At 39.5% G+C, this 25,946-nt stretch carries 24 protein-coding genes; 8 read left to right on the top strand and 16 right to left on the bottom strand.

Annotation, left to right across the window (positions count from 1 at the left end):
* Positions 1-24 precede the first annotated feature (24 nt).
* A complete protein-coding gene (gene sufC / locus WH223_RS14360) occupies positions 25-783 on the bottom strand; it encodes a Fe-S cluster assembly ATPase SufC (RefSeq protein WP_340048438.1) in 759 nt (252 codons plus the stop codon).
* 57 nt (positions 784-840) lie between these two features.
* Complete coding sequence (sufB, locus tag WH223_RS14355) at positions 841-2,292, bottom strand: Fe-S cluster assembly protein SufB (RefSeq protein ID WP_340048437.1); 1,452 nt, start codon at positions 2,290-2,292, stop codon at positions 841-843.
* A 321-nt stretch (positions 2,293-2,613) separates the two neighbouring features.
* Here sufB and WH223_RS14350 point away from each other — a divergent pair, with 321 nt between their 5' ends.
* Together WH223_RS14350 and WH223_RS14345 are read left to right on the top strand one after the other, a co-directional pair.
* Positions 2,614-3,084, top strand: coding sequence for an Lrp/AsnC family transcriptional regulator (locus tag WH223_RS14350; RefSeq protein WP_340048436.1), 471 nt, complete (start codon positions 2,614-2,616; stop codon positions 3,082-3,084).
* A 15-nt stretch (positions 3,085-3,099) separates the two neighbouring features.
* Positions 3,100-4,179, top strand: a complete 1,080-nt coding sequence (locus tag WH223_RS14345) for a DUF6695 family protein (RefSeq protein ID WP_340048435.1) — start codon at positions 3,100-3,102, stop codon at positions 4,177-4,179.
* Here WH223_RS14345 and ung read toward each other — a convergent pair.
* Positions 4,176-4,847: a uracil-DNA glycosylase gene (gene ung / locus WH223_RS14340; protein WP_340048434.1), complete on the bottom strand. Its 672-nt coding sequence runs from the start codon at positions 4,845-4,847 to the stop codon at positions 4,176-4,178. The two genes, WH223_RS14345 and ung, sit on opposite strands and share 4 nt — an antisense overlap.
* Before the next feature lie 204 nt (positions 4,848-5,051).
* Between ung and WH223_RS14335 the strand changes: the two genes are divergently transcribed.
* Positions 5,052-5,591 (top strand): DUF2892 domain-containing protein, encoded by a 540-nt coding sequence (locus WH223_RS14335; protein WP_340048433.1) that lies wholly within the window; start codon positions 5,052-5,054, stop codon positions 5,589-5,591.
* 19 nt (positions 5,592-5,610) lie between these two features.
* Here WH223_RS14335 and WH223_RS14330 read toward each other — a convergent pair whose 3' ends face one another.
* On the bottom strand, positions 5,611-6,066 hold the full coding sequence (locus WH223_RS14330) for a hypothetical protein (protein ID WP_340048432.1): 456 nt from the start codon (positions 6,064-6,066) through the stop codon (positions 5,611-5,613).
* A gap of 4 nt (positions 6,067-6,070) precedes the next feature.
* Positions 6,071-6,544: a DUF4293 domain-containing protein gene (locus WH223_RS14325; RefSeq protein WP_340048431.1), complete on the bottom strand. Its 474-nt coding sequence runs from the start codon at positions 6,542-6,544 to the stop codon at positions 6,071-6,073.
* 116 nt (positions 6,545-6,660) lie between these two features.
* On the opposite strand from WH223_RS14325, the gene truA reads away from it, so the two are divergent.
* Positions 6,661-7,416, top strand: a complete 756-nt coding sequence (truA, locus tag WH223_RS14320) for a tRNA pseudouridine(38-40) synthase TruA (protein ID WP_340048430.1) — start codon at positions 6,661-6,663, stop codon at positions 7,414-7,416.
* A gap of 5 nt (positions 7,417-7,421) precedes the next feature.
* On the top strand, positions 7,422-9,185 hold the full coding sequence (locus tag WH223_RS14315; protein WP_340048428.1) for an ABC transporter ATP-binding protein: 1,764 nt from the start codon (positions 7,422-7,424) through the stop codon (positions 9,183-9,185).
* A 122-nt stretch (positions 9,186-9,307) separates the two neighbouring features.
* Here the strand turns inward: WH223_RS14315 and WH223_RS14310 are convergent, their stop codons facing one another.
* Positions 9,308-9,625 carry a hypothetical protein gene (locus WH223_RS14310; RefSeq protein ID WP_340048427.1) on the bottom strand — a complete coding sequence of 106 codons (318 nt, stop codon included), beginning with the start codon at positions 9,623-9,625 and terminating at the stop codon, positions 9,308-9,310.
* A gap of 97 nt (positions 9,626-9,722) precedes the next feature.
* Entirely contained in the window at positions 9,723-11,840 is a 2,118-nt protein-coding gene (locus WH223_RS14305; RefSeq protein WP_340048426.1) for a M3 family metallopeptidase, read from the bottom strand.
* A gap of 406 nt (positions 11,841-12,246) precedes the next feature.
* Here WH223_RS14305 and WH223_RS14300 point away from each other — a divergent pair, with 406 nt between their 5' ends.
* On the top strand, positions 12,247-12,990 hold the full coding sequence (locus WH223_RS14300; protein ID WP_340048425.1) for an aspartate/glutamate racemase family protein: 744 nt from the start codon (positions 12,247-12,249) through the stop codon (positions 12,988-12,990).
* Between the two features lie 78 nt (positions 12,991-13,068).
* Positions 13,069-13,572 (top strand): ecotin, encoded by a 504-nt coding sequence (locus WH223_RS14295; RefSeq protein ID WP_340048424.1) that lies wholly within the window; start codon positions 13,069-13,071, stop codon positions 13,570-13,572.
* 68 nt (positions 13,573-13,640) lie between these two features.
* Here WH223_RS14295 and typA read toward each other — a convergent pair whose 3' ends face one another.
* From typA to WH223_RS14275, 4 genes are all read right to left on the bottom strand, one after another.
* The gene (gene typA, locus WH223_RS14290) at positions 13,641-15,446 is read right to left on the bottom strand and encodes a translational GTPase TypA (protein WP_340048423.1); all 1,806 of its coding nucleotides are present in this window, start codon (positions 15,444-15,446) and stop codon (positions 13,641-13,643) included.
* A gap of 76 nt (positions 15,447-15,522) precedes the next feature.
* Positions 15,523-16,713, bottom strand: a complete 1,191-nt coding sequence (kbl, locus tag WH223_RS14285) for a glycine C-acetyltransferase (RefSeq protein ID WP_340048422.1) — start codon at positions 16,711-16,713, stop codon at positions 15,523-15,525.
* A gap of 140 nt (positions 16,714-16,853) precedes the next feature.
* Complete coding sequence (locus WH223_RS14280; protein ID WP_340048421.1) at positions 16,854-18,101, bottom strand: ABC transporter permease; 1,248 nt, start codon at positions 18,099-18,101, stop codon at positions 16,854-16,856.
* A gap of 56 nt (positions 18,102-18,157) precedes the next feature.
* Positions 18,158-18,589, bottom strand: a complete 432-nt coding sequence (locus tag WH223_RS14275) for a DUF2147 domain-containing protein (RefSeq protein ID WP_340048420.1) — start codon at positions 18,587-18,589, stop codon at positions 18,158-18,160.
* A gap of 253 nt (positions 18,590-18,842) precedes the next feature.
* Here WH223_RS14275 and WH223_RS14270 point away from each other — a divergent pair, with 253 nt between their 5' ends.
* A complete protein-coding gene (locus WH223_RS14270; RefSeq protein WP_340048419.1) occupies positions 18,843-19,190 on the top strand; it encodes a phage holin family protein in 348 nt (115 codons plus the stop codon).
* A gap of 19 nt (positions 19,191-19,209) precedes the next feature.
* Here the strand turns inward: WH223_RS14270 and WH223_RS14265 are convergent, their stop codons facing one another.
* The 5 genes from WH223_RS14265 to WH223_RS14245 form a co-directional block, all read right to left on the bottom strand.
* The gene (locus WH223_RS14265) at positions 19,210-20,901 is read right to left on the bottom strand and encodes a tetratricopeptide repeat protein (RefSeq protein ID WP_340048418.1); all 1,692 of its coding nucleotides are present in this window, start codon (positions 20,899-20,901) and stop codon (positions 19,210-19,212) included.
* Between the two features lie 145 nt (positions 20,902-21,046).
* Positions 21,047-21,853, bottom strand: coding sequence for an MBL fold metallo-hydrolase (locus WH223_RS14260; protein WP_340048416.1), 807 nt, complete (start codon positions 21,851-21,853; stop codon positions 21,047-21,049).
* A gap of 22 nt (positions 21,854-21,875) precedes the next feature.
* Positions 21,876-23,303, bottom strand: a complete 1,428-nt coding sequence (locus tag WH223_RS14255; protein ID WP_340048415.1) for an L-serine ammonia-lyase — start codon at positions 23,301-23,303, stop codon at positions 21,876-21,878.
* Between the two features lie 213 nt (positions 23,304-23,516).
* On the bottom strand, positions 23,517-25,220 hold the full coding sequence (locus WH223_RS14250) for a glycoside hydrolase family 3 protein (protein ID WP_340048414.1): 1,704 nt from the start codon (positions 25,218-25,220) through the stop codon (positions 23,517-23,519).
* 91 nt (positions 25,221-25,311) lie between these two features.
* A complete protein-coding gene (locus WH223_RS14245) occupies positions 25,312-25,854 on the bottom strand; it encodes a TetR/AcrR family transcriptional regulator (protein WP_340048413.1) in 543 nt (180 codons plus the stop codon).
* Positions 25,855-25,946: the final 92 nt, after the last annotated feature.

The following is a 25,946-nucleotide window of genomic DNA, read 5'->3' as shown; positions in this document are numbered from 1 at the left end:
TAAATTTATCGTTGGATAAATCCATTAAACAGTTTGCGTATCATATTCTTTTAACCAATCGTAACCTTTTTCTTCTAACTCTAATGCGAGCTCTTTCGTACCTGTTTTAACGATACGACCGTTGTACAACACGTGTACAAAATCAGGAACGATATAGTCTAATAAACGTTGGTAGTGTGTGATGACAACAAAAGCATTGTCTTTAGAACGCAATTGGTTTACACCATTCGCCACAACGCGTAAAGCATCAATATCTAAACCTGAATCTGTCTCATCCAAAATCGATAATTTCGGGTTTAACATCGCCAATTGGAAGATCTCATTGCGTTTTTTCTCACCACCAGAGAAACCTTCATTCAACGAACGGTTTGCAAGGTTAGCAGAGAACTCTACTAATTGTTGTTTTTCTTTTACAGTCTTCAAGAATTCTTTAGCTTCCATTGGTGGTAAGCCTTTGTACTCGCGGATATCATTAACCGCAGTTTTCAAGAAGTTGATATTTGATACACCTGGAATTTCTACAGGGTACTGGAAAGCTAAGAACAAACCTTCGCGGGCACGATCTTCAGGAGAAAGATCCAATAGATCAACACCGTCTAAAATCGCCTCTCCATCTGTAACTTCGTAAGATTCACGACCTGCTAAAACGTTACCTAGCGTGCTTTTACCAGCTCCATTAGGTCCCATAATTGCGTGAACTTCTCCCGCTTTAATTTCAAGATTTAATCCTTTTAATATTTGTTTGTCTTCAACAGACGCATGTAAATTCTTAATACTTAACATCTTTATCTTTATTGGGCAGTAGGAAGCATACTTAATATCCTACGCTGTTATTATTGATTATCCTACAGATCCTTCTAAGGAAATGGCTAACAATTTCTGTGCTTCTACGGCAAACTCCATCGGCAACTGGTTTAGCACTTCTTTTGCATAACCGTTAACAATTAATCCGACAGCTTTCTCCGAATCAATACCGCGTTGGTTTAAATAGAAAACTTGGTCTTCACCAATTTTTGAAGTCGTCGCCTCATGCTCCAACATCGCACTTCTATTTTTACTCTCGATATATGGGAAAGTGTGCGCTCCACAACGATCTCCGATTAAAAGAGAATCACATTGTGTGAAGTTTCTAGCACGATCAGCATTAGGGCCGATACGCACCAAACCGCGGTAACTATTGTGACTTAAGCCAGCAGAAATACCTTTAGACACAATCTTAGAACGCGTGTGCTTACCTAAGTGAACCATTTTCGTTCCTGTATCTGCAATTTGCTTATTTCTTGTCAACGCAACGGAGTAGAACTCACCTACAGAATAGTCTCCTTTTAAGATAACACCTGGATATTTCCATGTGATAGCAGAACCAGTCTCTACTTGTGTCCAAGAAATCTTAGCACGATCGCCTTTACAGATACCACGTTTAGTAACGAAGTTGTAAATACCACCTATACCATCTTTATCTCCAGGATACCAGTTTTGTACCGTAGAATATTTGATTTCAGCATCTGTCTCTGCGATTAGTTCTACAACTGCAGCATGCAATTGGTTTTCATCACGCATCGGTGCTGTACATCCCTCTAGGTAGGAAACATAAGAACCTTCATCGGCAACAATAAGCGTACGCTCAAACTGCCCTGTATTCTGTGCATTGATACGGAAATACGTTGACAACTCCATTGGACATCTTACGCCTTTTGGAATGTAGACGAATGATCCATCGGAGAACACAGCAGAGTTTAATGCTGCATAGATGTTATCCGTTTGCGGAACAACCGTTCCTAAATATTTCTTTATTAAATCTGGATATTCTTGAACCGCTTCACCAAATGAACAGAAGATAACACCTTGCTCTTTTAATTTCTCACGGAAAGTGGTTTTCACAGAAACGGAGTCAAATACAGCATCAACAGCAACAACTCCAGCTAAAATTTTCTGCTCATCCAATGGAATTCCCAGCTTAGCGAAAGTCGCTAATAATTCTGGATCCACTTCGTCCATGCTTTCCAACTGCTTCTTAGCCTTCGGTGCAGCATAGTAAGATATCCCTTGAAAATCTACTTCTGGTGTTTTAAAATTTTGCCAAGCGGGCATTTTCATACTTAGAAAATGACGAAACGCTTTTAAACGCCATTCTAACAACCATTCTGGTTCGTTCTTTTTTGCGGAAATTAAACGAACAGTATCCTCGTTAAGGCCGATAGGGGCCACATCCATCTCAATATCAGTCGTAAAACCGTATTTATATTCTTCGAGCTCTAGCTCTTTTAGTAATTCGTCGTCTTTGGTACTCATTTCTCTTCCCCTTTAATTTTTCGGCGATTCCTACTCTATTTCGGACAACAAAGGTACGACATAATAGGCAATAAAACCCCATGTTTCACTACATTTCGCTCTGCTTTTGCGAAAAAATATGACAGTAGTCACTTATTTGGCGTTAAAAGCATTTGCCGTTTTTTTTATGACAATGTTATGATTCCTATATAAACAATTTATAAGTTTCTGCGTTTTATATAAAAAAAAGCTATAACCTCAGCTGTTGAGTGATGCGTTCCCTATGTTGGCCAAATAAAATTTTGTAGATTTACCATTTGTGAAATAAAAAACTTATTATCGATGCCATATCAACCTGACAAAACGGATTTAAAAATTTTAAAAATCTTACAAGAGAACGGTCGGGTGACTAATTTACAATTAGCATCCAGTATTGGGCTATCTCCTGCACCAACATTAGAACGCGTCCGCAAGCTAGAGAACTCTGGTTTCATCAAAAGCTACCATGCTTTTGTAGACGAAGAAAAATTGGGCTTGGGTATTAAGTCGTTTATCCAGATATCGTTGGATTTTCACACGCACAATGCTATTCCTGCATTTGTGGAGGCGGTGAAGGCCATTCCTGAAGTTACCGAGTGTCATCACGTTACGGGCAACTGTGATTTCATGCTTAAAGTATATGTTAAAGACATCAAAGCTTATGAGGGTGTAATCATGGAAAAAATTGCTAAAATCCCTTTTGTGAAGACATTCCAGACGATGATGATCATGTCTACGAGTAAAAAAGAGCCTATTGTACCACTAGAATATTAAGCATAATGAAGTAGCATGAGAGAAAATCAAGGACTGTATGAAGACTTTGCTATCATCCTTACCTGGCCTGACGCCACCATACGCGGCGATGAGAAGTGGATGATGTTTTTCAAAAAAATAGGACTCGTTAAAAATCTGAACTTTAAAGTCGGACATACGGGGGTTGTGATCGTGAAAAGAAAAACAGGCGAAATGCTGTTCTACGATTTTGGCCGCTATATCACGCCAAGAGGCTACGGAAGGGCTCGTTCTAAATTTTCGGACCCTCGCCTGAATATCAGCATGAAGGCAAAGATTGAGCATGATGAAATAGCTAATCTTTCTGATATTATTCATCACTTTGAGCAACTCAAAGACGCCATGTATGGCGATGGCATCCTCTATTTCTCCATTGCTACATCTATAAATTTTGAACAAGCCAAGCTTTACGGTGATGATTGTGTAGCACAAGGCACCTATCCTTATGGTGCTTTTGCCCGCAATAATAACAATTGCTCGCGCTTCATTACGCGGATGCTAATTCGTGCTTCGGAAAAATATACACGGCTTCACCGTATAAACTTTCCAGAGACGATCAAGGCAAGCCCCATCAGCAATGTGGTCAACGTAAACGAAGATCGCATGATATTTTCCTTTTGCCCTAAAATAGGACTTCAACGCTTTCGGATGAACCGCTGGCAATCATTTTTCTTTTTATTAAAAAAGCTAGGTGACAATATGTGGTCTTCAAAAGCAAGCTTGCTTCCGGAAGACGAGAGTATCGGTTGTATGGAATATGCCTCCAAGCCGATAAGCGTGCCCAAAGGAGCGCACTACCTTGGTGGTGTCGGTGATGGCGCTTGGTTTTATGTATCTGCTGGAATGGACGAGCTTCTTGTTATTAAACGATTCACCTCTAAAGGCGATTTAGAATACACAACCTTAGGCTCTCCAATAGAACCTATAGACTTAACGTCGCCATTCAAAGTGGACTACGATAGCCACCTCCTATTTACGCACATCCGACAAAACGGTCGTAAAATACGAGTCAACCATGTTCGTCAATTACCGAATCAGGAAAAACAGTATCCTAACTTAGAAGAGCGATACGCTTAAATTTTCCAATCTATTGTTTTTTTGCCTGCCGATTTCAAATAAATATTGGCTTGCGAGAAATGCTTACATCCATAAAATCCACGGTAAACGGATAAGGGGGATGGGTGCACAGATTTTAGCACAAGATGCTTGCTCTCATCAATGAGAGCGGTTTTCTTATGCGCATAACTCCCCCAAAGGATAAAAACCACCTGATCTAGCTTTTGAGAAACGGAACTTATAACCTCGTCGGTAAAGTTTTCCCATCCTTTTTTTTGATGGGAACCGGCCTCATGTGCGCGCACAGTTAACGTAGCATTTAATAGTAAAACACCTTGCATAGCCCAATTCGTCAAATCGCCCGATGAGGGATAAACAAAACCAGGAATATCAGTTAACAGCTCTGTATATATATTTTTTAACGAAGGCGGCAAGGCAATTCCCTCGGGCACAGAGAATGACAAACCATGTGCTTGTCCTACATTATGATAAGGATCTTGTCCAAGTATAACGACTTTCACATCATCAAAAGGCGTTAACCTAAACGCATTAAACACCAATTCTTCGGGTGGAAATACGGTATACTGCTCTCTTTCAGCACGCACAAATGTAGACAAGCGCTCCATATATTCTTTTGAAAATAAAGGCTGAAGTATAGGTTCCCAACTCGAATGATATTGATTTGTCATGTTACAAAATTACTATTTAATAAGTCATCTTTTCAAACCAACCTTTGTTGACTAACCGTAGGTAGTACTCGTTTAAGCTCTAATTGAGGGCTAAAATGAAACAACAAAGGTGCTTAACAAGCCATAGACTCTACCATCAAGTATTGCCAATGCAGCTAAATTTCGCTAACTTTGCGGAATAAATTGCTAGCATTAGAAAAAATTATGTCAAATATTGTTCGTATTATCCTGAGTAGCGTATTATTAGTAGGAACTGTTCTACTTTTTTGGTTTGGCCTTTGGGGCTGGGGTATTTTAGGTATCTTCATCAGTATTTTAGCTTGGGTTACTGTATTTTTTAATGAGAACATGCTTCTAGCACAATGGTTCTTACGTAAAGAGAATATGACTAAAGCAGCATATTGGTTAAACAACATTAAAAACTATGAAACGCAACTTATCAGTGCGCAACATGGTTATTACCACATGCTATTAGGGATTATAGAATCTCAAAAGGCGCCACTACAAGCAGAGAAATTCTTTAAGAAAGCATTGAGCTTGGGTTTACACATGGATCATAACGTAGCAATGGCTAAATTGAGCTTAGCAGGTGTAGCTATGGCGAAGCGTAATAAACGTGAGGCAGAAAAACTTCTTGCTGAAGCGAAAAAAGCAGATAAAAATAAATTACTTGCTGACCAGATTAAAATGATGAAAGATCAGATGGCCATGATGGACAAGCAACAATTTAGATATTCTAGATAATAAATAAAAAGAGGTTAATTTATAAATTAACCTCTTTTTGTATAAAATGACCTTCCTCTTCACTATCCTCAAAAACGAGTAAAAGCTTTGTCGCTTTTCGTTTCCCCCAGTTAGCAACCTTAAACGTTAAGGATACCGGTACTTCTTCTTCCAGCAAATAGTGTAAATAGTTCTGTCTTTCCTCTAATCGGATTTGTACCCTTCCCATTTTAATAAGAGCATAAAAGCTGCCTTTCCCTGCTGCATCAAACACCTGACTTGCGTAAGTGTTAAGCTTAAACTCGCGTGGCTTACGGCTATAAGAAATAAGAAACAAATCTACCGTCAAGCTATCGGTTTTCGGGTCGTGACGCACCGACTTTAGATCTACTTGGATATTATCGGTGAGTTGTTCGGTCGGCAAATCCTGCGCCTTAAGGCTACCCGTGCTGCCCAACAATAAGAACAGCACGCATACATACATCAGTTTATTCATTGTTCTAGCGTAGTCTATCGGCAGATTTAATTAGCTTCTCATCACTTTTAATGCCATTAAGCGCCATCACCAACAAGATAATTGCTACAGGTAAAAGGAAGAAACCAACACCAATGTTACTAGGCTTCAAGCTTAAAGAAATAGCCGATAAGCTGCTATTTGCCGAAGCATACAACCAAACAGCAAGTAACACCACAGAAACGATAGATGCCAATACACAAAGCTGCTGTAGCTTTCTATTTTTAAACAAAAAGATAATAAATAGCGGAAAAATAGCGACAAAAGCAGAGCCAATAGTTAACAGAACATTACTACTTTCCTGTACAGACTCGTTATTTACAGAAGAAAAAACTCCCGTTACAAAAATGCGTTTTCCCAGTCCCACTAAATCTATATAGTTCACAAATGGAAAAATAAAAAGACCAAGCAACACGAGCGCTGCGGCCAATAACCAAATCGATTGAATCCGTTGAATCATAAGCGTATTTTATAAAGATTATATGAACACAAATATACTATAAACAATATTAATCTCAATTTGATTGCAAGAAATCAACCATTTTATGTAAGCCTGCAAATACTTACCTTTGCTTGGTGGAAGACAAACTACAACGTTATTTTTTAGCATTAAGTTATGATGGGACAGCCTATCACGGGTGGCAGGTACAGCAAAATGCAGTATCCGTTCAGGAAAAGCTTAATATAGCCCTACAGAAGATTTTACGCACAGATATCGAGACTATTGGCGCAGGCAGAACCGATACAGGTGTACATGCAAAGTTGCTTTACGCACATTTTGATTGTGCCGTAGATGCAATACCTTCGTCAGATCGTTTTATGCATTCCTTGAATTCGCTACTACCCACAGATATCAGCGCATTAGCTTTATTTCCAGTAGCACCAGAGGCACATGCCCGATTTGATGCGACGGAACGGTCATACGAATACCATATTCACTTTCAGAAGGATCCTTTTTTGCAAAATAAATCGTGGCAAATCCGAGATTTGCCAGATGTGGAGCGCATGAACAAAGCGAGTCAATATTTGTTAGGCAAACAGGACTTTGGTTGTTTCTCCAAGTCACACACTCAAGTATTTACCAATATTTGCACTATCAAAAGAGCCGAATGGGTTCTGAATGAGGGTAAACTGGTATTTCACATCACCGCGGATCGTTTTTTACGAAACATGGTACGCGCCATTGTGGGTACTTTACTTGAAATAGGGCTCAAAGAAAAAGCTCCAGAAACAATCTTGGCTGTTATCCAAAGTCAAGACCGCGCACAGGCAGGCACCTCGGTTCCTGCACATGGATTATATTTAACAAAAGTTCTATATCCTTATATTTAAAGACGTTGAAAGATCAAAAAATAGCAGGCAAAACCTACGACAGCACCTTACTAAAACGCATGGCTCTTTATATGCAGCCTTATCGTTTGGTATTTTGGGCAGCCGTTGTATTAACGATTCTTTTAGCTGCTGTAGCTCCGGCATTGCCCCTATTAATTGAATATACCCTCGACAAGTATATCCTTAAATCAGACCCTACCGGATTGACGTGGATGCTTGTCGCAATGATAGCACTCCTATTTGGGCAAACGATTATCCGCTATTACCATACCTTGACGACCAACGTGCTCGGTCAAAATGTAATACGTGATATCCGTATACAGGTGTTCAACCACATCATCAATTTACGCCTTAAGTATTTCGACAATACCGCACTTGGAAAACTAATAACACGTACGATATCGGATTTAGAAACCATATCTAATATTTTTTCGCAAGGTTTAATTCAGATTATTGGCGATTTACTGCAACTGGTGGTAATCCTTGGCGTCATGTTCTATACCGACTGGAAGTTGACGCTCATTGTGTTGGTTCCGATGCCTTTAATGCTATGGGCTACTTTTATCTTTAAGGAAGCTATGAAATCGGCCTTTGTAGAAGTGCGTACTTGGGTATCCAATCTGAACACCTTCTTGCAGGAACATATCAGTGGGATGGCGATTATTCAATATTTTTCGCGCGAAGCGCAAGAAATGAAAAAATTTGACCATATCAATGCGAAGCATCGTGATGCCAACATCCGTGCGAACTGGTATTTTTCTATTTTCTTTCCTGTTTTGGAAGTCATTATGGCTATCTCCACGGGTTTACTCGTATGGTATGGGTCCAAACAAATACTTGCGAATTCCATCTCGCCAGGGGTTGTTGTAGCATTCTTACTCTACATCAATATGATCTTTCGCCCTATCCGAGAGCTTATCGATAAGTTCAACACCTTACAGATGGGAATGGTATCGGCTGAACGGATATTCGAGGTATTAGATACCGATGCTTTTACACCTAATTTGGGCGAGCATAAGCCGAAGACTGTAGCAGGAAAAATAGACTTTCAAGATGTATGGTTTGCTTATAATGACGAGAAATGGGTACTGAAGGATGTTAACTTCAGTGTGAAACCAGGAGAAACATTAGCACTCGTTGGTGCTACAGGGGCAGGAAAGTCATCAACCATCAACATCCTAAGTCGTTTTTATGAAATACAAAAGGGAAAAATTCTCCTAGATGGTATTGATATTCGTGATTATGAACTAAGCGCTCTACGCAACCATATCGGCGTCGTGCTGCAAGATGTATTCCTTTTCGCAGATAGCATAACAAACAATATCACACTACACGATCCTTCTATTAGTAAAGAACAAGTGGTAGAAGCAGCAAAAAAAGTGGGTGCTTACGACTTTATTATGCAGCTTCCTGGTGATTTCGACTTCCACGTACAAGAACGCGGAGCAACTTTATCTTCCGGACAAGCACAGCTTATTTCGTTTATTCGCGCTTTAGTACATAACCCAAGTATCTTAATCTTGGATGAGGCGACTTCTTCTATCGATACAGAGACAGAGTTGTTGATTCAACATGCTATTGATAATATCATGAGCGACCGCACGTCTATTGTTATTGCTCACCGTTTGTCAACCATTCAAAAGGCTGATAAGATTATTGTATTTGACAAAGGAGAGATTAAAGAGATGGGCACCCATTCTGAACTTCTAGCAACGGATGGTTACTACAAAAAACTTTACGACCTACAGTTCAACTCTTCGGGTATATAAAGAAGAAGACCATCCTGCAGCTGCGAGACGGTCTTCACGTGTAAAAAGGGAATTTGTGCCTAGCGAAACCATTATTCGTGCTCTCGAAAATATTCGCTAGGACTTAAGCTCTATCCTGACAGCTACCCCAGTAGCTGGTATACTTCATGCATATATGCTGCTTCATGCAGCGAGTTATAAAAGTTCTCCCACTCTTCTTGGGTGAATGTAAAAATCAATTCTTCTAAGGGCGTCTGCATCAGCGTACGCCACTCGCCATCGGGGAAAACAAAATATTCCTCGCGACCAATACGTTCTTCAACACGCGACATGAAACGCTGGTACTGTGCATCATTGAACGTCAATAAGTAGGAATTTTGCCATATATAATGCGTGCGACACTGCTTACAATAAGTAATCGTGGTAGCACCTTTAGCACTTAAAACTGTCGCTTTGCACATCTTATTTTTATTTAGAACAAATCTAAATAATAGAATTGGATATAAAAAATAAAAGGCAAACTTTTCAGCTTGCCTTTTATTATATTCTTTAGGAATGTTAGTTCAATCCTCTTTTTTTCATCAAATAAATCGGATCAGGATCTTTACCGCGGAATGTTCTGTACAATTCTGCTGGATTACCTGTACGTCCTTTTTCTAAGATATTCTTACGGAAAGAAGCCGCTGTACCTTCATCATACAATGACTTTTCTTTAAAGGCAGCAAAAGCATCTGAATCCAATACCTCTGCCCAGATGTAGCTGTAATAACCAGCTGAATATCCCCCAGAGAAGATATGTTGGAAATAGGTTGTTCTGTAACGCGGAATAATAGCATCAATCAAACCAATTTTCTTCATCTCATCAGCCTCAACAGCTTCAACGCCGTTAGCAATAGGGCTTGTGCGTGCATGGTAGGCCATATCTAAGAAGGAAGCTGCAACATACTCTACCGTTGCAAAGCCTTGACCGAAAGTTCCTGCTTTTTGCATTTTAGCAATTAATGAATCAGGGATAGCTTCTTTCGTTTGGTAATGTTTAGCATAGCTTTTCAATACTTCAGGATCAGCAGCCCAATTTTCCATTACTTGTGAAGGTAACTCAACAAAATCACGAGATACAGCTGTTCCCGCTAAGCTTCTGTAACGAACGTTAGACAACAAACCATGTAAAGCATGACCAAACTCATGGAAAAGCGTACTCGCCTCATCAAAAGTTAATAAAGCAGGTTGGTCGCCAATAGGTTTAGTGAAGTTACATACAATTGAAATAACAGGAGCTACACGTTTGCCATCTTTCATGCCTTGCGCACGGAATGAAGTCATCCACGCACCACTTCTTTTGGAATCACGTGGGAAGAAATCAGCATACAATAATCCTAAATGCGAACCATCTTTATCTTTCACTTCGTATACTTCAACTTCTGGATGGTAAGTAGGCACGTTGTTCAACGCGATAAACGTCAAACCGTATAATTTATTCGCGGTAGCGAAAGCGCCTTCACGAACAGCAGATAAGCTAAAATAAGGCTTAATCTCATCCTCATTCAACGCAAATTTTGCTTTACGGATTTTCTCTTGATAGTATCTCCAGTCGTAAGGAGCTAATTTAAAATCTCCTTTATCTGCTGCGATTTCTTTATCAATCTCTGCTGCTTCAACTTTCGCTTTCGCTAAAGCTGGCGTCCATATTTTATTTAATAAAGCATAAACATTGTTAGGATTTTCTGCCATAGACTCTTCTAAAACATAAGCAGCATGCGATGGATAGCCCAACAGTTTAGCTTTTTCTAAGCGTAAATTAACAATCTTCTTAACAACCTCTTTGTTGTCGAAGTCATTACCGTTATTACCACGCATTTGGTAAGCATTCCAAATTTTTTCGCGCAACTCACGGTTGCTAGCGTACTGTAAGAAAGGCATTACAGAAGGGTTTTTCAAGGTGAATACCCATTTTCCTTCTTGTCCTTTTTGCTTAGCTTCGTCAGCAGCAGCTTGCTTAACACCTTCTGGTAAACCCGCTAAATCAGCTTCTTTATCAACAACCAATGAATAAGCATTAGTTTCTGCCAAGTTATTTTGACCAAATTGCTTACCCAATACAGACAACTCTGCATTTATTTTTTTCAACTTCTCTTTGTTCGTATCCGAAAGATTAGCACCGGCGCGAACGAAACCTTTATAGCTTTCATTCAACAATATAGCGTCTTGCGCATCAAGGCTTAAAGAAGTACGTTTTTCATATACACTTTTTACGCGTGCAAAAAGCTTATCATTCAAGAATATATCATCGTTATGTGCTGATAACATCGGTGCCAACTCTTTATCTAGCGCCTGCATAGAGTCCGTTGTATTTGCACCATTAACAGCACTAAAAACACTACCTATTTGAGACAATAAACCTCCGGCATTCTCTAAAGCAACAATCGTATTCGCAAAAGTTGGTTCTTCTGGATTGTTGATGATAGAATCGATTTCGCTATTATGCTGTTTTAAAGCTTCTTCAAAAGCTGGACGATAATGACTTACTTTGATTTTATCAAATGGAGGAACCTGAAAAGGTGTCTCATAAGCCAAAAGTAGCGGATTGTCTGTTGTTTGTGTTTTGTTTTGGCTCTGGCAACCGACCACGACTGCTGCAATTACCAAACAAAATGGTAAGAATTTCTTTTTATTCATTACTGCTTCAAGATATGTTTTCACTACAAATATAGGGATTACTGCCCGAAAAGTAGGATTGACCATTGGAAATCCCCCACAGGAGCTTTAAGTGTAGATTCTCAGCCTATAAATTATTGTAAAGCGATAAAAAAACAGATTAATGTCGACAATACCGACAAACCATAATCAACATATGCTCGAAATGTATTCCATTTTTACTTTTCAGCTTTTTCCAAACAAAAGAAGTAATCATCCCACTAAAATAACGTCCTGCATAAAAGCCGTTCAGGATATACCCAAAAAGCTTAATCCCCTTTAGACGAACCGAAGGGATTGATTAATTGTTGGCTTTATTTTTGAATGATATATAGAGCTCCTGTGCCTACGCTTGGCCCCATGGAGCGTTAAACTAAACTATGAAATCATGATTGGAATTATTGGTGGTGTCGGTCCACTAGCAGGCCTAGACATCATGGCTAAAATAATAGAAGAAACAAAAGCATCTAGAGATCAAGAGCATCTTCCCCTTTTACTTTCTTCACAGCCACATCTTATTGCAGATAGAACAGACTACCTATTAGGTCAGGTTGCTGAAAACCCTGCATATGCTATAATTGACCTTATCTTAGCCTTAGAAAAAGCGGGAGCAACAGTTGTTGCCATCCCTAGCAACACGGTACATGCCCCACGCATATTCGATGTGATTAAGAAAGGACTTGCTGATGCTAAAAGCCAAGTAAAACTATTACATATGATTGAAGAAACGGCAGCCTGCGTCAAAGAAACATACGGAAGCAACATACCTGTAGCCGTGTTGAGTAGCACCGTGACTAAAAATACGGGCATCTATCGTCATGCCTTAGCACAAAACGAAATTGAAAGCCTAGAACCTGATGAGCAACTACAAGCGAAAGTTCAAGATTGTATTTACGATGAGACCTACGGTATCAAAGTTACCTCTTACCCCGTAAGCAACCGTGCCCGACAAGAATTGATTCAGGCCATCACAGAGCTTAAGAAAGAAGGTGCTAAGGCTGTAGTTTTAGGATGTAGAGCACTTCACTTGGCCATTCCTGAGAAAGAGAATGACGGCTTACCTATTATTGATCCCAGCCGTATACTTGCAAAGGCCCTAATAAGAGCTATTGACCCAAGTAAACTGCGCTAGGTTAAACCATCGGCCCAGAAAGCACTCTATACTATATAGCCTTACGGCGAAGTATAAGAATTTATCAAATTAGTATTTATGAAAAAGAACATTTTTAAGTTTATCGGACTATTTATTGCATTGCTAGGTTTTAACTCCTTACTTATGGCGCAAAACACTATTTTAAAACAAGATGTTTCTATCTTTCCAAAACCAAAAGAGGGATATAAACAGATGGTTATTGAAGTTCCGCATTCCAATCAGGATGTAAACAAGAAAATTGAGCTTTCCATCGGTAAGATGATGGAGGTAGATAAATGCAACCTGCATATATTGGGAGGCCAGCTAGAGAAAAAGCCATTGCAAGGTTGGGGATATGACTATTATGAGTTTAGCTCCAAAGGGCAAGCGGCAAGTACGTTAATGGGCTGCCCAGACAATGAGAAAGTTTGGAAATTCGTTTCTGCGGCTCCTAAGTTGGTTGATTACAATGGTCGTTTACCAATTGTTGTTTACGTACCTGAGGGCTATGATGTTCAATTCAGAATATTCAAAGCGGAGGATGATGTTTATCGTGCGAGCGAAGTCAAACAAAAGAAATAACAAAAAGAACATAAAAAAAATAGGCTTCACAAAATGTGAAGCCTATTTTTTTATCTATAAATCAATGCTTATTGGAATTTTTTCGCATTTACTTTACGCTCATTCTCTGTTAAGTAGATTTTACGTAAACGCATTGATTGTGGAGTTACCTCGATATACTCGTCAGCTTGGATATACTCCATACATTCCTCTAAAGAGAATTTGATAGCTGGCGCAATACGTGTGTTATCATCTGAACCAGATGCACGCATGTTTGTTAATTGTTTACCTTTCGTAACGTTGATTGTTAAATCGTTATCACGGATGTGCTCACCAAGGATTTGTCCTTCATAAACATCAACACCTGGATCAACGAAGAAACGACCACGGTCTTGTAACTTATCGATAGAGTAAGCTGTTGTAGAACCTGTATCTAAAGAGATCAATACACCTGCTAAACGACCAGGGATTGTACCTTTCCAAGGCTCGTAACCTTTCAAACGGTGTGCCATTACAGCTTCACCAGCTGTTGCTGTCAACACGTTGTTACGTAAACCAATGATACCACGAGAAGGGATAGAGAACTCTAAGTGTTGCATGTCGCCTTTAGCTTCCATGATCAACAACTCACCTTTACGTTGCGTTACTAACTCGATTACTTTACCAGAAACTTCACCCGGTACATCAACTACTAACTCTTCGATAGGCTCACATTTAACACCGTCAATTTCTTTAACGATTACTTGTGGCTGACCTACTTGAAGCTCGTAACCTTCACGACGCATTGTTTCAATTAAAACAGATAAGTGAAGAATACCACGACCATATACTAACCAAGCATCAGGAGATTCTGTAGGAACAACACGTAATGCTAAGTTTTTCTCTAATTCTTTCTGTAAACGGTCATAGATGTTACGTGAAGTAACCAATTTACCTTCTTTACCGAAGAATGGAGAGTTGTTGATGGTGAACAACATGTTCATTGTAGGCTCATCAATGCTGATAACCTCTAATTGCTCAGGGTTTTCGAAATCAGCAATTGTATCACCAATATCAAAACCTTCAATACCAACTACAGCACAGATATCACCTGCATGAACTTCAGGAACTTTCACACGACCTAAGCCTTCGAAAATCTGTAATTCTTTAACACGAGATTTAACAACTTTACCATCACGTTTCATTAAAGAAACAGGTTGGTTTTCTTTGATAGTTCCACGTGCGATACGACCGATAGCGATACGACCTACGAAAGTAGAATAATCTAAAGATGTTACTTGTAACTGTAGAGTACCTTCAGATACTGCTGGAGCAGGAATGTGCTCAATAATTGCGTCTAACAAATCAGTGAAGTCTGTTGTTGGATTTTTCCAATCTGTAGACATCCATCCTTGTTTAGAAGAACCGTAAAGAACTGGGAAGTCCAATTGCTCTTCAGTAGCGCCTAAGTTGAAGAATAAGTCGAATACACTCTCGTACACCTCATCAGGACGACAGTTTTCTTTATCTACTTTATTAACAACAACAATTGGTTTAATACCTAAGGCTAAAGCTTTACCTGTTACGAAGCGCGTTTGCGGCATCGGTCCTTCGAAGGCATCTACCAATAATACAACACCATCAGCCATTTTCAATACACGCTCTACCTCACCACCGAAATCGGCGTGACCAGGCGTATCAATGATATTGATTTTAACGTCTTTATACTTAACGGAAACGTTCTTTGATACAATAGTGATACCACGCTCTCTTTCAAGATCATTATTATCCAAAATTAGCTCACCCGCACTTTCGTTTTCTCTAAACTGATTCGTGAAGTATAAGATTTTGTCAACTAGGGTTGTTTTACCGTGGTCAACGTGTGCGATAATCGCGATGTTTCTAATATTTTGCATTGAGCGCTAATGTATTATAAAAAATAAGAGGTGCAAAGATAATAATTTCGCCCCTCTTATTTTTAATTTTATATTATTATTTTATTACGTTTAATTCTTTACCTACTTTCGTAAAGGCCTGAATAGCTTTATCAAGGTGTGCTATATCATGCCCTGCGGATATTTGAACACGGATTCTGGCTTTCCCCTGAGGCACAACTGGATAGTAAAATCCAATCACATAAATTCCTTCTTCCAACATTTTTGATGCAAATTCTTGTGCTAATTTAGCATCATATAGCATAACTGGAACGATTGGATGGAACCCTGGCTTGATATCAAAGCCTGCTTCCGTCATCTTTTCACGGAAATAAAGCGTGTTATTTTCGAGTTTATCACGTAGTTCCGTGGTCTCACTCAACATATCCAATACCGCAACTGAAGCACCAGCAATACTAGGCGCTAAGGTGTTAGAAAATAAATAAGGACGCGAGCGCTGACGCAACATATCGATGATTTCTTTACGTCCAGCCGTAAAGCCTCCTGATGCACCACCAAGAGCTTTTCCTAAGGTACCTGTAATGATATCTACACGATCTATCACATTGAACAACTCATGCGTTCCACGACCTGTCTTACCAATAAATCCAGAACAGTGCGACTCATCAATCATCACCAAAGCCTCATACTTATCCGCGAGGTCACAAATTTTATCTAAAGGAGCAACCGAACCATCCATCGAAAAAGCACCGTCTGTAACAATAATTTTATGACGAGCACCGGATGCAGCTTGCAATTGCGCCTCCAAATCAGCCATATCACAATTCTTATAACGGAAACGCTGCGCTTTACACAAACGAACACCATCGATGATAGAAGCATGATTTAGCTCATCAGAGATAATAGCATCTTCAGCACCAAACAAAGGCTCAAACACACCGCCGTTAGCATCAAAAGCTGCTGCATAAAGAATAGTATCTTCTGTTCCTAGGAAAGTAGACAACTTACGCTCTAATGTTTTATGAATATCTTGTGTACCACAGATGAAGCGTACCGAAGACATCCCATAGCCATGCGTATCTATTGCATTTTTTGCAGCTTCAATAACTTTAGGGTTTGATGATAGTCCGAGGTAGTTGTTTGCACAGAAGTTAATCACTTCTTGGCCTGTGCTTACTTTGATATCTGCACCTTGTGGGGTCACAATAATGCGTTCTTGTTTGTATAAACCAGCTTCTTTAATAGCTGCTAGTTCTTTTTCTAATGCAGGTTTTAATGTCTTATACATAGCTTAAAAAAATCGCTTTTTAATATAAAAGCGCAAAATATTAAATTGTAAAATCGTAATCTCAGACAATCTTCGCCACAAAGATACAACTTACGAACCTCATTCCCCATTAGCACCTTCAAGAAAGTACGTTGACTTCTCTATTCGTAGCGTAACGATTCTACAGGATCTAACTTAGAGGCTTTAGAGGCAGGATAATACCCAGAGAGCATGCCCACACCTATACATACAGAGATACCTAAAAACATCCATCGCCATGGTATGATAAAGTCGGCTCCTAGCGCTAAGGCTAGCAGATTGCCTATGGTGATACCTAATAGTACACCCGCAATTCCACCTAAGAGACAGATAACAATTGCCTCAATCAGAAACTGCTTACGAATAACACTAGGCGTGGCTCCTATTGCTTTGCGTATACCGATTTCTCGCGTACGCTCTGTAACAGACACCAACATAATGTTCATTAAACCTATAGAAGCGCCAACAAGGGTGATAAAAGCGATAACAATAGCGCCCAGCGTCACATAGGTTAAATTTTGCATTAACATCTGAGCGACGGCATCGGATTTCAAAATCTCGAAATCATTGCTTTGCTTCGCATTTAAGCTTCTTACTTTACGCAAGGTAGCTATAGCCTCCCCTTCAGCAGCATCCATTTTATAAGGATCATTCGTCATCACAGTGATTACGAATGATGGATTTGCACCGCCCATCAACATACGACCGCGGGAAATAGGAATTATACACGTTTTATCAGACCCAAAACCGGCGCTAGAACCTTTACTTTCTAAAACACCAACAATGGTAAATCGCACGCCACCAATTGTGATATATTCACCTACCGGTTTTTTATTATTCTTAAAAAGCTTTGTCTTAACCTCCTGGCCAATAATAACTACTGGGTTAGCATTATCAATATCCTGACTGGTAAAATTACGACCATCACTCAACTTATAGCCAGTCGTTTGCAGATAATTCTCGTCAGCCCCTAATACACCAATATTTGGATTGGTTTTGTTCTCCATGTATTTCACGGTAGCTCCCCATGTCACATTAACGTTTAAGGACACCGTGGCACCGAAGTCATAATTTTCTTTGAAAGCTTGTGCGTTTGCATAGGTAATAGCAGGAAAAGCTTTAGGTCGATTTCCGGATCCACCAATCTGCACATTAATACCTCGATTTCGAATCGTAAAAGAATTGGAGCCCATAGACGAGAAGGAGTTCGTCAATGAACTTTGTATCGCATCAATAGAGGTTAACACGCCGATTAAAGCCATTATACCTATTGCAATAATTAAAGCAGTCAAGAAAGTGCGTAATTTATTGCTCACAATAGATTGCAGAGCAAGACGCACATTCTCGCTGTAGGACATGTTTACAGACATCGATAAATTCTTGTCACCAAATTAATCGAAAAATAACGAAAAACAAAATAGCTACGTTACTTTACTGCTGTCCACGTTTGGGTACGACCGATCAGTGAAAATCCAACATAGCCCCTTACACTCAGTTTATCACCGGAACGTGTCACGGAACATTTATACGTTTTACCACTCTTAGGGTCTGTAATGACACCTCCAGAAAATTCGTTATCATTTTTTGTTAGTCCACGAATAATCTCTAAACCAATTAACGGTTTATCTTTAAGGTCATCTTTACATTTAACACATTTATCATTTTCAGGCTTTTGAAGAAGTTCTAAAATCTTACCGTAATACTTACCATCAGACTTTTTATATACTTCAACAATAGATTTGGCTTGACCAGTTTCATCGTCTACAGTCTTCCATTTACCTACAATAACATCATTACCTTGCGCAAACACACCAAGCATCGCGAATAGGCCGACAACAGTTAACAAGATCTTTTTCATAACTTTAGCGTTTATATCTACTTAAAGATAGCAATATTTTTCTATGCCTGCATACTATTTATGCAATTCCTCTTAAAGATATAACCCATTGATAGCTACCAATTTTATTTATCCACAGAAAACTAATCGCATAAACTTTGGCATTTTTTTTGAATCCATAAAAGGGAGGATGAACGATTTACACTGGTACGGTAAACATCCTCAGGATACAATTGGACTTATTTATTTTATCGTTACACAAAAATAATCTGCTATGAGATTTATCATCAACTTATTTGTAACCGGAATTGTTATTGCATTAGCAACATACATTGTGCCTGGGGCACATGTTGCAGGTTTCGGATGGGCCATTATTACTGGCTTAGTAATTGGCTTCGTCAATGGTGTTTTTGGGAGTATTCTACGTCTATTCACCTTCCCATTAAACTGGTTAACATTTGGCTTAATCTCCTTTATCATTACCGTATTAATGATTCTATTAAGCGATAAAATTATGGGTAATAAGTTTGAAGTAGATGGTTTCTGGACAGCTTCACTATTTGCGATTGTGGTCGCTATCATTGACATGATTATCAATGAAATAATGACTTCTAAAAAATAAAAAAAAAGCATTCGAGCAATTACACTTGCTCGAATGCTTCAATAAAATCAACTAACTCTTTATAGCGAGGGTCTCCGAGCTTCTTACGTAACCGCTGTTTAGTCTTCTTCACCGCATCAGCACTAACACCAAGCAACTGGCCTATTTCACGTGAATTAAGTTTTAACTTCCACAATAGCACAACACGCATATTCCCCTCTGATAGTTCCGGAAAATCACGCTGAAGCGCTATATAAAAAGCTGAATATTCTAGCACAAAACGATGCTTAAAACGATCCCAGCTTTCTTCTGTAGACAAGTATGCGATAGGTTGTCTCCCGTCCCCCTTATGCTCGTCACGCATCATCGTTCCCGATAGAATCTTGCTTAGATAGACCCTAATGCCTACTTCGGTTTCTTTAGGCTCTTTCTCGACATCTTTAACAGCGGGTATATCTACCGTGCTAGCAATTGTTACTGAGGAAATATTCTTTTGATCATCGTCAGAATTGAACGCTGAAAGCCGTGCTGCTTCTTTGCGGTTACGAAAGGAGCGCCATACGAAAGCCAAGCTAACCAACACCAAAAAACTTATCACGAGAAGACCATAAAGCACTTGATTACGCACGTTGCTGTAACTAACTGTAGCCTTTCTTAAATCTTCATTTATAATTTCTTTTTCCGCACGCCATCGCGTTTGCTCATTTACGAGATCACCATCAAAAAGATTCACGGTATCCTTCATCGCAGCCAATAACCGACGTAACCTGACTTCCGATTTCTCATCGCCAGTTTTCATCGCTATTTTTAGTAGATGCTCATTCAACTCATTTCTATGTCCGACCAAACTTGCATGCCTATCAGCGAAAGGCTTAACAGCCATTAAATATCGACGAGCTTCCTCAAGCTGACCTTGATGAATGAGTAAATCAGCAAGTAGATTACTCGCAAAAAGCGTATTCAATTCCGCATTATTTTTCCGCGAAATCTCTACATCTTCTTTTAATAGCTCAATTGATCGTGCATAATCGCCTCTTTGCTTTTCCAATAAAGCAAAACTCCCTAGAATCTTAGCCTTACGCACCTGGTCATTGGCCTTCAACACATATTCCCAGGCTTTATCAAGATAGCCTTGGGACTCTTGATTATTACCCACGTTTAGGGCATACATACCTAAATTATCATAAATAGTAGCGAGCTCGAGGTCATCAACAGTGTAAGTTAGCGATTTAAGCAAAAACTTAATACCATTTTTATACTCATCAATACCTCCAAAAAAATAACCCAACTGTTTGTACACCTCCTCAGGAAAAACAGGAACCAATTTAGGGTTTCGATCTAAGATCAGCATCGCCTCCATCAAGTCGGGCATCGCTTCTGCGACCTTACGCATCCGGTAGTAATAATAGCCTCGTTGTGCTAGCGCAAAAACAATAATCTCCTCATCACCAAATGCTTTAGCCTCAACAATTGCTCGGCTAAACAAGTTGTCACTGGTTAGATTAACAGCATCTTGGATTTGGGCATAGTGCTTGGCTTCATTAATTTTGTGCGCAATAGAAGCTAAAGGACCTCCTGCGCTAATCTGAGCAGCCGATAGTTTTCCAACATGATCTTTTTTAAATGAATCAGCACTCTTCCGAAATTGTTCGGCAAAGACATCACGTGTAGATTGCGCATATAATTTTCCACGACCAATAGCCAATACATTCAGGATGGCATAGAAAACCATACACAAAATATAACGTCTTAATGATCGCTTTTGGTAAAACATGTAATTAGGATAATTTGATTCGCTTGTGACTTCGGGACAAAGGTAAAAAAAACGCCGCAAAAAAAGATGAAGTTTTATACCTCTATAAATATTGATGTTTAAACTAATAAATCACATCTATTTGATTTATAGATTGCTCTACACGACACAAATCGCTACTATCAAACAACTCGGTCTCTTGATAGCGACCAGCGATTGATAATTTTAACTGGCAACAGGCATCAACAAATGTTTGCATAACGATTTCTTCGGTATTATTTTGACCGGAGAGGTGGCCTAGAATAATATGCTTTAGTCTTTCTGTTTTATTCTCCTCAAGCAAACTTAGCGCCGCCGTATTGGAAAGATGCCCCCAACCGTCACTAATTCTATTTTTAAGGTAATAAGAATAGCGCCCCGTACGTAGCATCTCTATATCGTAATTACTTTCCAGAAGTAAAACATCAGCATGCTGAATGGCCTGTTTCACGTGATCGCATTCACGTCCAATATCCGTCAAGATGGCAATATTCAACATTCGGTCCGTTACGACGAAGCTACAAGGCTCTTTGGCGTCATGAAATTTAGGTACAGCATACACATCCAATTCTCCTACCGTTATCTTAGCATCGGCAGCAATAATATGTACGAGATGGTCGGGAAGATGTAAACGAGAACCTTTGTATGAGCCTGCAGTTAGGTAAACTGGTATTTGAAAACGCTTGCAAAAGACAGACAAACCACGAATATGGTCGGTATGTTCATGTGTAATGAAAATAGCATTAATGTTTTCTGGATTCAAGCCAAGTTTCTCCATACGCAGGAGCATATGCTTGGTATTGATGCCAACATCAATTAAAACAGCATCATCTCCCGATGACACATAGTAGCTATTCCCGTTACTTCCTGATGCAATGGCGCAATATTTCATTTTTATAAACTATTTTTATAGCTTAACATTCCGGCAAACTTAAAGGAACTTTAATAGCTAAACCGCCATCTGCCGTTTCTTTATACTTCACATTCATATCTTGAGCAGTCTCCCACATGGTGCTTACTACGGCATCAAGACTAACCTTAGCTTTATCTGGATTTGACGTCAATGCCAACTGTGCTGCCGTAATCGCTTTAATAGCTCCCATGGTATTACGCTCGATGCATGGAATTTGTACCAATCCACCGATCGGGTCACAAGTAAGCCCCAAATGATGCTCCATAGCAATCTCTGCGGCCATTAACACTTGCCTTTGCGAGCCGCCTAAGCACTCCGTCAAGGCTCCTGCCGCCATTGCTGAAGAGACACCGATTTCTGCTTGACATCCCCCCATAGCGGCTGATATGGTAGCTCCTTTTTTGAAAATAGAGCCAATTTCAGAAGCTGTCGCTATAAACTGAATAATCTTATCCGCTTTGTAAGCGTCATGAAAAGTTATATAATACTGTAAAACTGCCGGGATAACACCCGACGCTCCATTTGTGGGCGCTGTAACGACCCGACCAAAGGAAGCATTTTCCTCATTAACGGATAGCGCAAAACAACTCACCCAGTCCAGAATATAGCCAAAATCTTTCCCTCCTTCACGAATAGCCTGTACCCAGCTATCGTAATCGGTATATGAACGATCCTTCAAGAGGCGTTTATTCATTTTGGCGGCACGACGTTCTACATTCAACCCTCCGGGTAAAATACCAGGCGTATGACAACCTTTATAAATACAATCTTTTAGGGTATGAAAAATTTGCATCACCCCTTCTCTCGTTTGCTCTTCAGGTCGCCATGCGAGTTCATTTTCCATCACCAACTCAGAGATTTTCAATCCTGTACGCATACACCAAACCATAAGTTCCTGTGCTGTATCTACAGGGAAAGACAAATCGACCTCACTGAGGTGGCTTTCATTTTCATTTTCCTGCACGACAAAACCACCACCAATAGAGTAGTAGGTTTCGCTGACCGCTGTTCCGTCATTTAAAAAAGCTTGAAAGGTAACAGCATTAGGGTGAAATGGTAGGCTCTCGGTAAAAAGAAACAATAAATCATCGCTATAGCTGAAAGGGATTTTTTTGTCACCACCGAGAACGATTTCCTTGGTTGCTTTAATTGCATTGACCTTTGGCATCACTTGGTAGACATCAAAAGTAACAGGATCGTCACCACTTAAGCCCAACAAAACAGCGATATCTGTTCCGTGGCCCACACCTGTCTTTGCTAAAGATCCGTACAGCAAAATCTTAACCTCTTGAACATGGTCAAGCAAAGCCTTTTTTTGCAGCGACTCAACGAAACGTTGAGCGGCACGCCAAGGGCCTAAGGTATGCGAACTGGAAGGGCCGATACCGATCTTAAACATATCAAAAATAGAGATTTGTTCTTTTGCCATGAGGTGTAGTTTGAGTCCAACAAAAGTATTGTTTAAAGTCCAATTTGCTTCATTTTTACTCTTAATTTTTATGCACTAAACTTAGCAATTTCTTAAGAGTGACCATCTTTACTTAGCAATTTTATATTTCCGGCATTTTATACGGAAAACAGCAGGTTCCTAAGCACAAAAAAGGCCCCTAAAAAAGAGGCCTTTTAAATCGTGTGGTTTCTTTTACAAACCAGCGCCAGTTTTAAATTTTTTATTTATCGTTACCGACAATTTACCCGCCGCTTTTACCTGACCTAATAAAACTTTCAATGCAGCTTTCTGCATAAAAGCATCATTCTGGTAGGCAATAACTAATGACCCACTATCATTCACAGGCAAACTTGCTACCGCGTAAGGGTTGGTAAACATGAACGTAATCGTATGCTTATTTACCAATTTATCAATAAATTCTTTCGTAAGATCAGTCAAATCGGATTCACTACGTGGACGTGCTCTGTTATCATGAATAGCAAGTACAATCTGACGGTTTTTACGAATTTCTTTAACTAACTCTTTTAACTCATCTTCTGTTTCTTGTCCTGTGATGAAATAATCCGTCTTGTTTTGCAACTGAACGGCTAATCCTTTTTCAAAATCTTGCGGCGCAGTGATGCCGATTGATACAACAGCGGTAGGCTCCTGTTTATTGAATGTTTTAATCGCTTTATCAGATTTCAACACCGTTACCGAAGCATCAGCTAAACGCTGTACCAAAGATTGCGCAGAAGGACTATTTAAGTCTTGCACCAAGTTATTCAGATTAACAGGTCTGTAATAGTTTAATCCCAGCCAGTACTTAGCGGCCAACACACGCTTAACACGCTGATCCAATTCGGCTTGTTTAATACGTCCCGACTTGATAGCTTTCTCGACCAAATCAATGGCACGTGCACTATTTTCAGAGATTTCCAACAAATCGTGTCCCGCTTCGATCGCCATTACATCAGCCTCACCATTAGGAAAATGTTTCTTAACACCTTTCATATCCATAGCATCCGTCACGGTAAGTCCACGAAAGCCCAATTCGTTGCGTAAAAGATCAGTAACGACTTTACGCGAAATAGAAGATGGGATATTAGGTGTAGGATCTAAAGAAGGGATATTCATATGCGCAACCATTATCGCAGGAGCTCCAGCCTTGATAAGCTCACGGAAAGGAAAAATCTCTAAATCATCTAAACGTTTTTTCGAAAAATTTAATTGCGGTAAATCATGGTGCGAATCTACATCGGTGTCGCCATGTCCTGGAAAATGTTTCAAGGAAGCAATGATGCCACCGTCAACCATTCCATCCATATATGCTTTAGCTTTTGTTGCTACATTAAATTTGTCATCACCAAAAGATCGGTAATTAATAACCGGGTTTTTAGGGTTGTTATTGATATCAACAACAGGAGCAAAGTTAAAGTGCATACCGATACGTTCGAAGTCTTTAGCAACTTGACGCCCCATATCATAGATTAACTCATTATTCTGAATAGCTCCTAAAGTCATTTGATACGGAAACGAAGTCGTTGAATCAGGCAAACGCATACCTAATCCCCATTCACCATCAAAAGTAATCAATAGAGGAACTTTTGATACCTGCTGATATTTATTGAACATATCTGCATGACGTACTGGACCACCCTGAAAAACAACTAATCCGCCGAGTTGCTCCTTCTGAATTACCTGACCTACCGAATCAATATAAGCCTGACCCAGGTTGGTATGTGCACGCACCAAAAAAAGCTGAGCAATGCGTTCCTTAGGCGTTAAAGCATTAAACACAGAATCAACCCAAGTATTTTTACTATTTATAAAGTTAACGAAATCAGGCTTTTTCTGCGCATGAGCGCTAGCAAGTGTAGCAGAAAGTGCAAGAAGGGAGAACAGTTTTTTTATCATTTTAGTGTATTATAAGTCTTCTAAATAAGGGAAAAATAATTTACAATCCAAATTTTAGCGTTTTTTAAAATAAAACACGCATAAAATCGCATTACACTAAATTATACTTTTGCTCCAGCATCATGGCTAAATCGACTCCATTATTAATATCTCCGCTAGCCTCTCTTTTCCACAACATGTCGATAATCAGCAAAAGATACTCTGTTTCTAGTTCAGGGTTTTTATACCCTAATTCCGTAAAAGCTTTCAACAGAATAGGCTGCACGGGCTTCATAAACTGCTCATGCTGTTGCTTTGAAAAACTATTATGCCATAATCGTTCTTGAAGTTTCCAAAACAAAGGCTCTTCGGCTACAAGCTGGCTAGGCAAAAAAATCATGTTGCGCAACAAGCCTTTTGCATCCTTATAGGTCATCATACCACGGTGATGCATCAATACTCTGCGGTATCCAGCTTTAATAATATGCGCTAATAGGGCGTCCTTATTTCCGAAATGTTTAAAAATTAAAGCCTCCGAAACGCCTGCAGCTACCGATATCTCTTTCGTCGACGTATCTACGTAGCCGTTTTCAGCAAATAAAGAAAGTGCTACGCGCATTATCTTTTCTTTTCGACTTATCGTTCCTTCTCTCATTCGGTATTCATTTTCACAAAGATATTTATTTTTTCCGAAGCCTTAATTTCTAGCTGTTCTTTTACCATTTGGTAATAAATTCGTTATAAAAC

The organism is Sphingobacterium sp. MYb382 (genome assembly GCF_037572665.1).
In the GTDB taxonomy this organism is placed as follows: domain Bacteria; phylum Bacteroidota; class Bacteroidia; order Sphingobacteriales; family Sphingobacteriaceae; genus Sphingobacterium.
This window is presented reverse-complemented; position numbering and strand designations above follow the sequence as displayed.

What these genes read in the sequence shown, in the direction of transcription:
- WH223_RS14305 (WP_340048426.1), bottom strand. Translation starts at nt 11,840, where the DNA reads ATGAATAAAAAGAAATTCTTACCATTTTGTTTGGTAATTGCAGCAGTC.
- WH223_RS14245 (WP_340048413.1), bottom strand. Translation starts at nt 25,854, where the DNA reads ATGAGAGAAGGAACGATAAGTCGAAAAGAAAAGATAATGCGCGTAGCA.
- WH223_RS14325 (WP_340048431.1), bottom strand. Translation starts at nt 6,544, where the DNA reads ATGATTCAACGGATTCAATCGATTTGGTTATTGGCCGCAGCGCTCGTG.
- WH223_RS14330 (WP_340048432.1), bottom strand. Translation starts at nt 6,066, where the DNA reads ATGAATAAACTGATGTATGTATGCGTGCTGTTCTTATTGTTGGGCAGC.
- WH223_RS14295 (WP_340048424.1), top strand. Translation starts at nt 13,069, where the DNA reads ATGAAAAAGAACATTTTTAAGTTTATCGGACTATTTATTGCATTGCTA.
- ung (WP_340048434.1), bottom strand. Translation starts at nt 4,847, where the DNA reads ATGACAAATCAATATCATTCGAGTTGGGAACCTATACTTCAGCCTTTA.
- WH223_RS14345 (WP_340048435.1), top strand. Translation starts at nt 3,100, where the DNA reads ATGAGAGAAAATCAAGGACTGTATGAAGACTTTGCTATCATCCTTACC.
- WH223_RS14275 (WP_340048420.1), bottom strand. Translation starts at nt 18,589, where the DNA reads ATGAAAAAGATCTTGTTAACTGTTGTCGGCCTATTCGCGATGCTTGGT.
- WH223_RS14280 (WP_340048421.1), bottom strand. Translation starts at nt 18,101, where the DNA reads ATGTCTGTAAACATGTCCTACAGCGAGAATGTGCGTCTTGCTCTGCAA.
- WH223_RS14250 (WP_340048414.1), bottom strand. Translation starts at nt 25,220, where the DNA reads ATGATAAAAAAACTGTTCTCCCTTCTTGCACTTTCTGCTACACTTGCT.
- WH223_RS14265 (WP_340048418.1), bottom strand. Translation starts at nt 20,901, where the DNA reads ATGGTTTTCTATGCCATCCTGAATGTATTGGCTATTGGTCGTGGAAAA.
- WH223_RS14310 (WP_340048427.1), bottom strand. Translation starts at nt 9,625, where the DNA reads ATGTGCAAAGCGACAGTTTTAAGTGCTAAAGGTGCTACCACGATTACT.
- WH223_RS14350 (WP_340048436.1), top strand. Translation starts at nt 2,614, where the DNA reads ATGCCATATCAACCTGACAAAACGGATTTAAAAATTTTAAAAATCTTA.
- sufB (WP_340048437.1), bottom strand. Translation starts at nt 2,292, where the DNA reads ATGAGTACCAAAGACGACGAATTACTAAAAGAGCTAGAGCTCGAAGAA.
- typA (WP_340048423.1), bottom strand. Translation starts at nt 15,446, where the DNA reads ATGCAAAATATTAGAAACATCGCGATTATCGCACACGTTGACCACGGT.
- WH223_RS14335 (WP_340048433.1), top strand. Translation starts at nt 5,052, where the DNA reads ATGTCAAATATTGTTCGTATTATCCTGAGTAGCGTATTATTAGTAGGA.
- WH223_RS14300 (WP_340048425.1), top strand. Translation starts at nt 12,247, where the DNA reads ATGATTGGAATTATTGGTGGTGTCGGTCCACTAGCAGGCCTAGACATC.
- kbl (WP_340048422.1), bottom strand. Translation starts at nt 16,713, where the DNA reads ATGTATAAGACATTAAAACCTGCATTAGAAAAAGAACTAGCAGCTATT.
- sufC (WP_340048438.1), bottom strand. Translation starts at nt 783, where the DNA reads ATGTTAAGTATTAAGAATTTACATGCGTCTGTTGAAGACAAACAAATA.
- WH223_RS14255 (WP_340048415.1), bottom strand. Translation starts at nt 23,303, where the DNA reads ATGGCAAAAGAACAAATCTCTATTTTTGATATGTTTAAGATCGGTATC.
- WH223_RS14270 (WP_340048419.1), top strand. Translation starts at nt 18,843, where the DNA reads ATGAGATTTATCATCAACTTATTTGTAACCGGAATTGTTATTGCATTA.
- WH223_RS14260 (WP_340048416.1), bottom strand. Translation starts at nt 21,853, where the DNA reads ATGAAATATTGCGCCATTGCATCAGGAAGTAACGGGAATAGCTACTAT.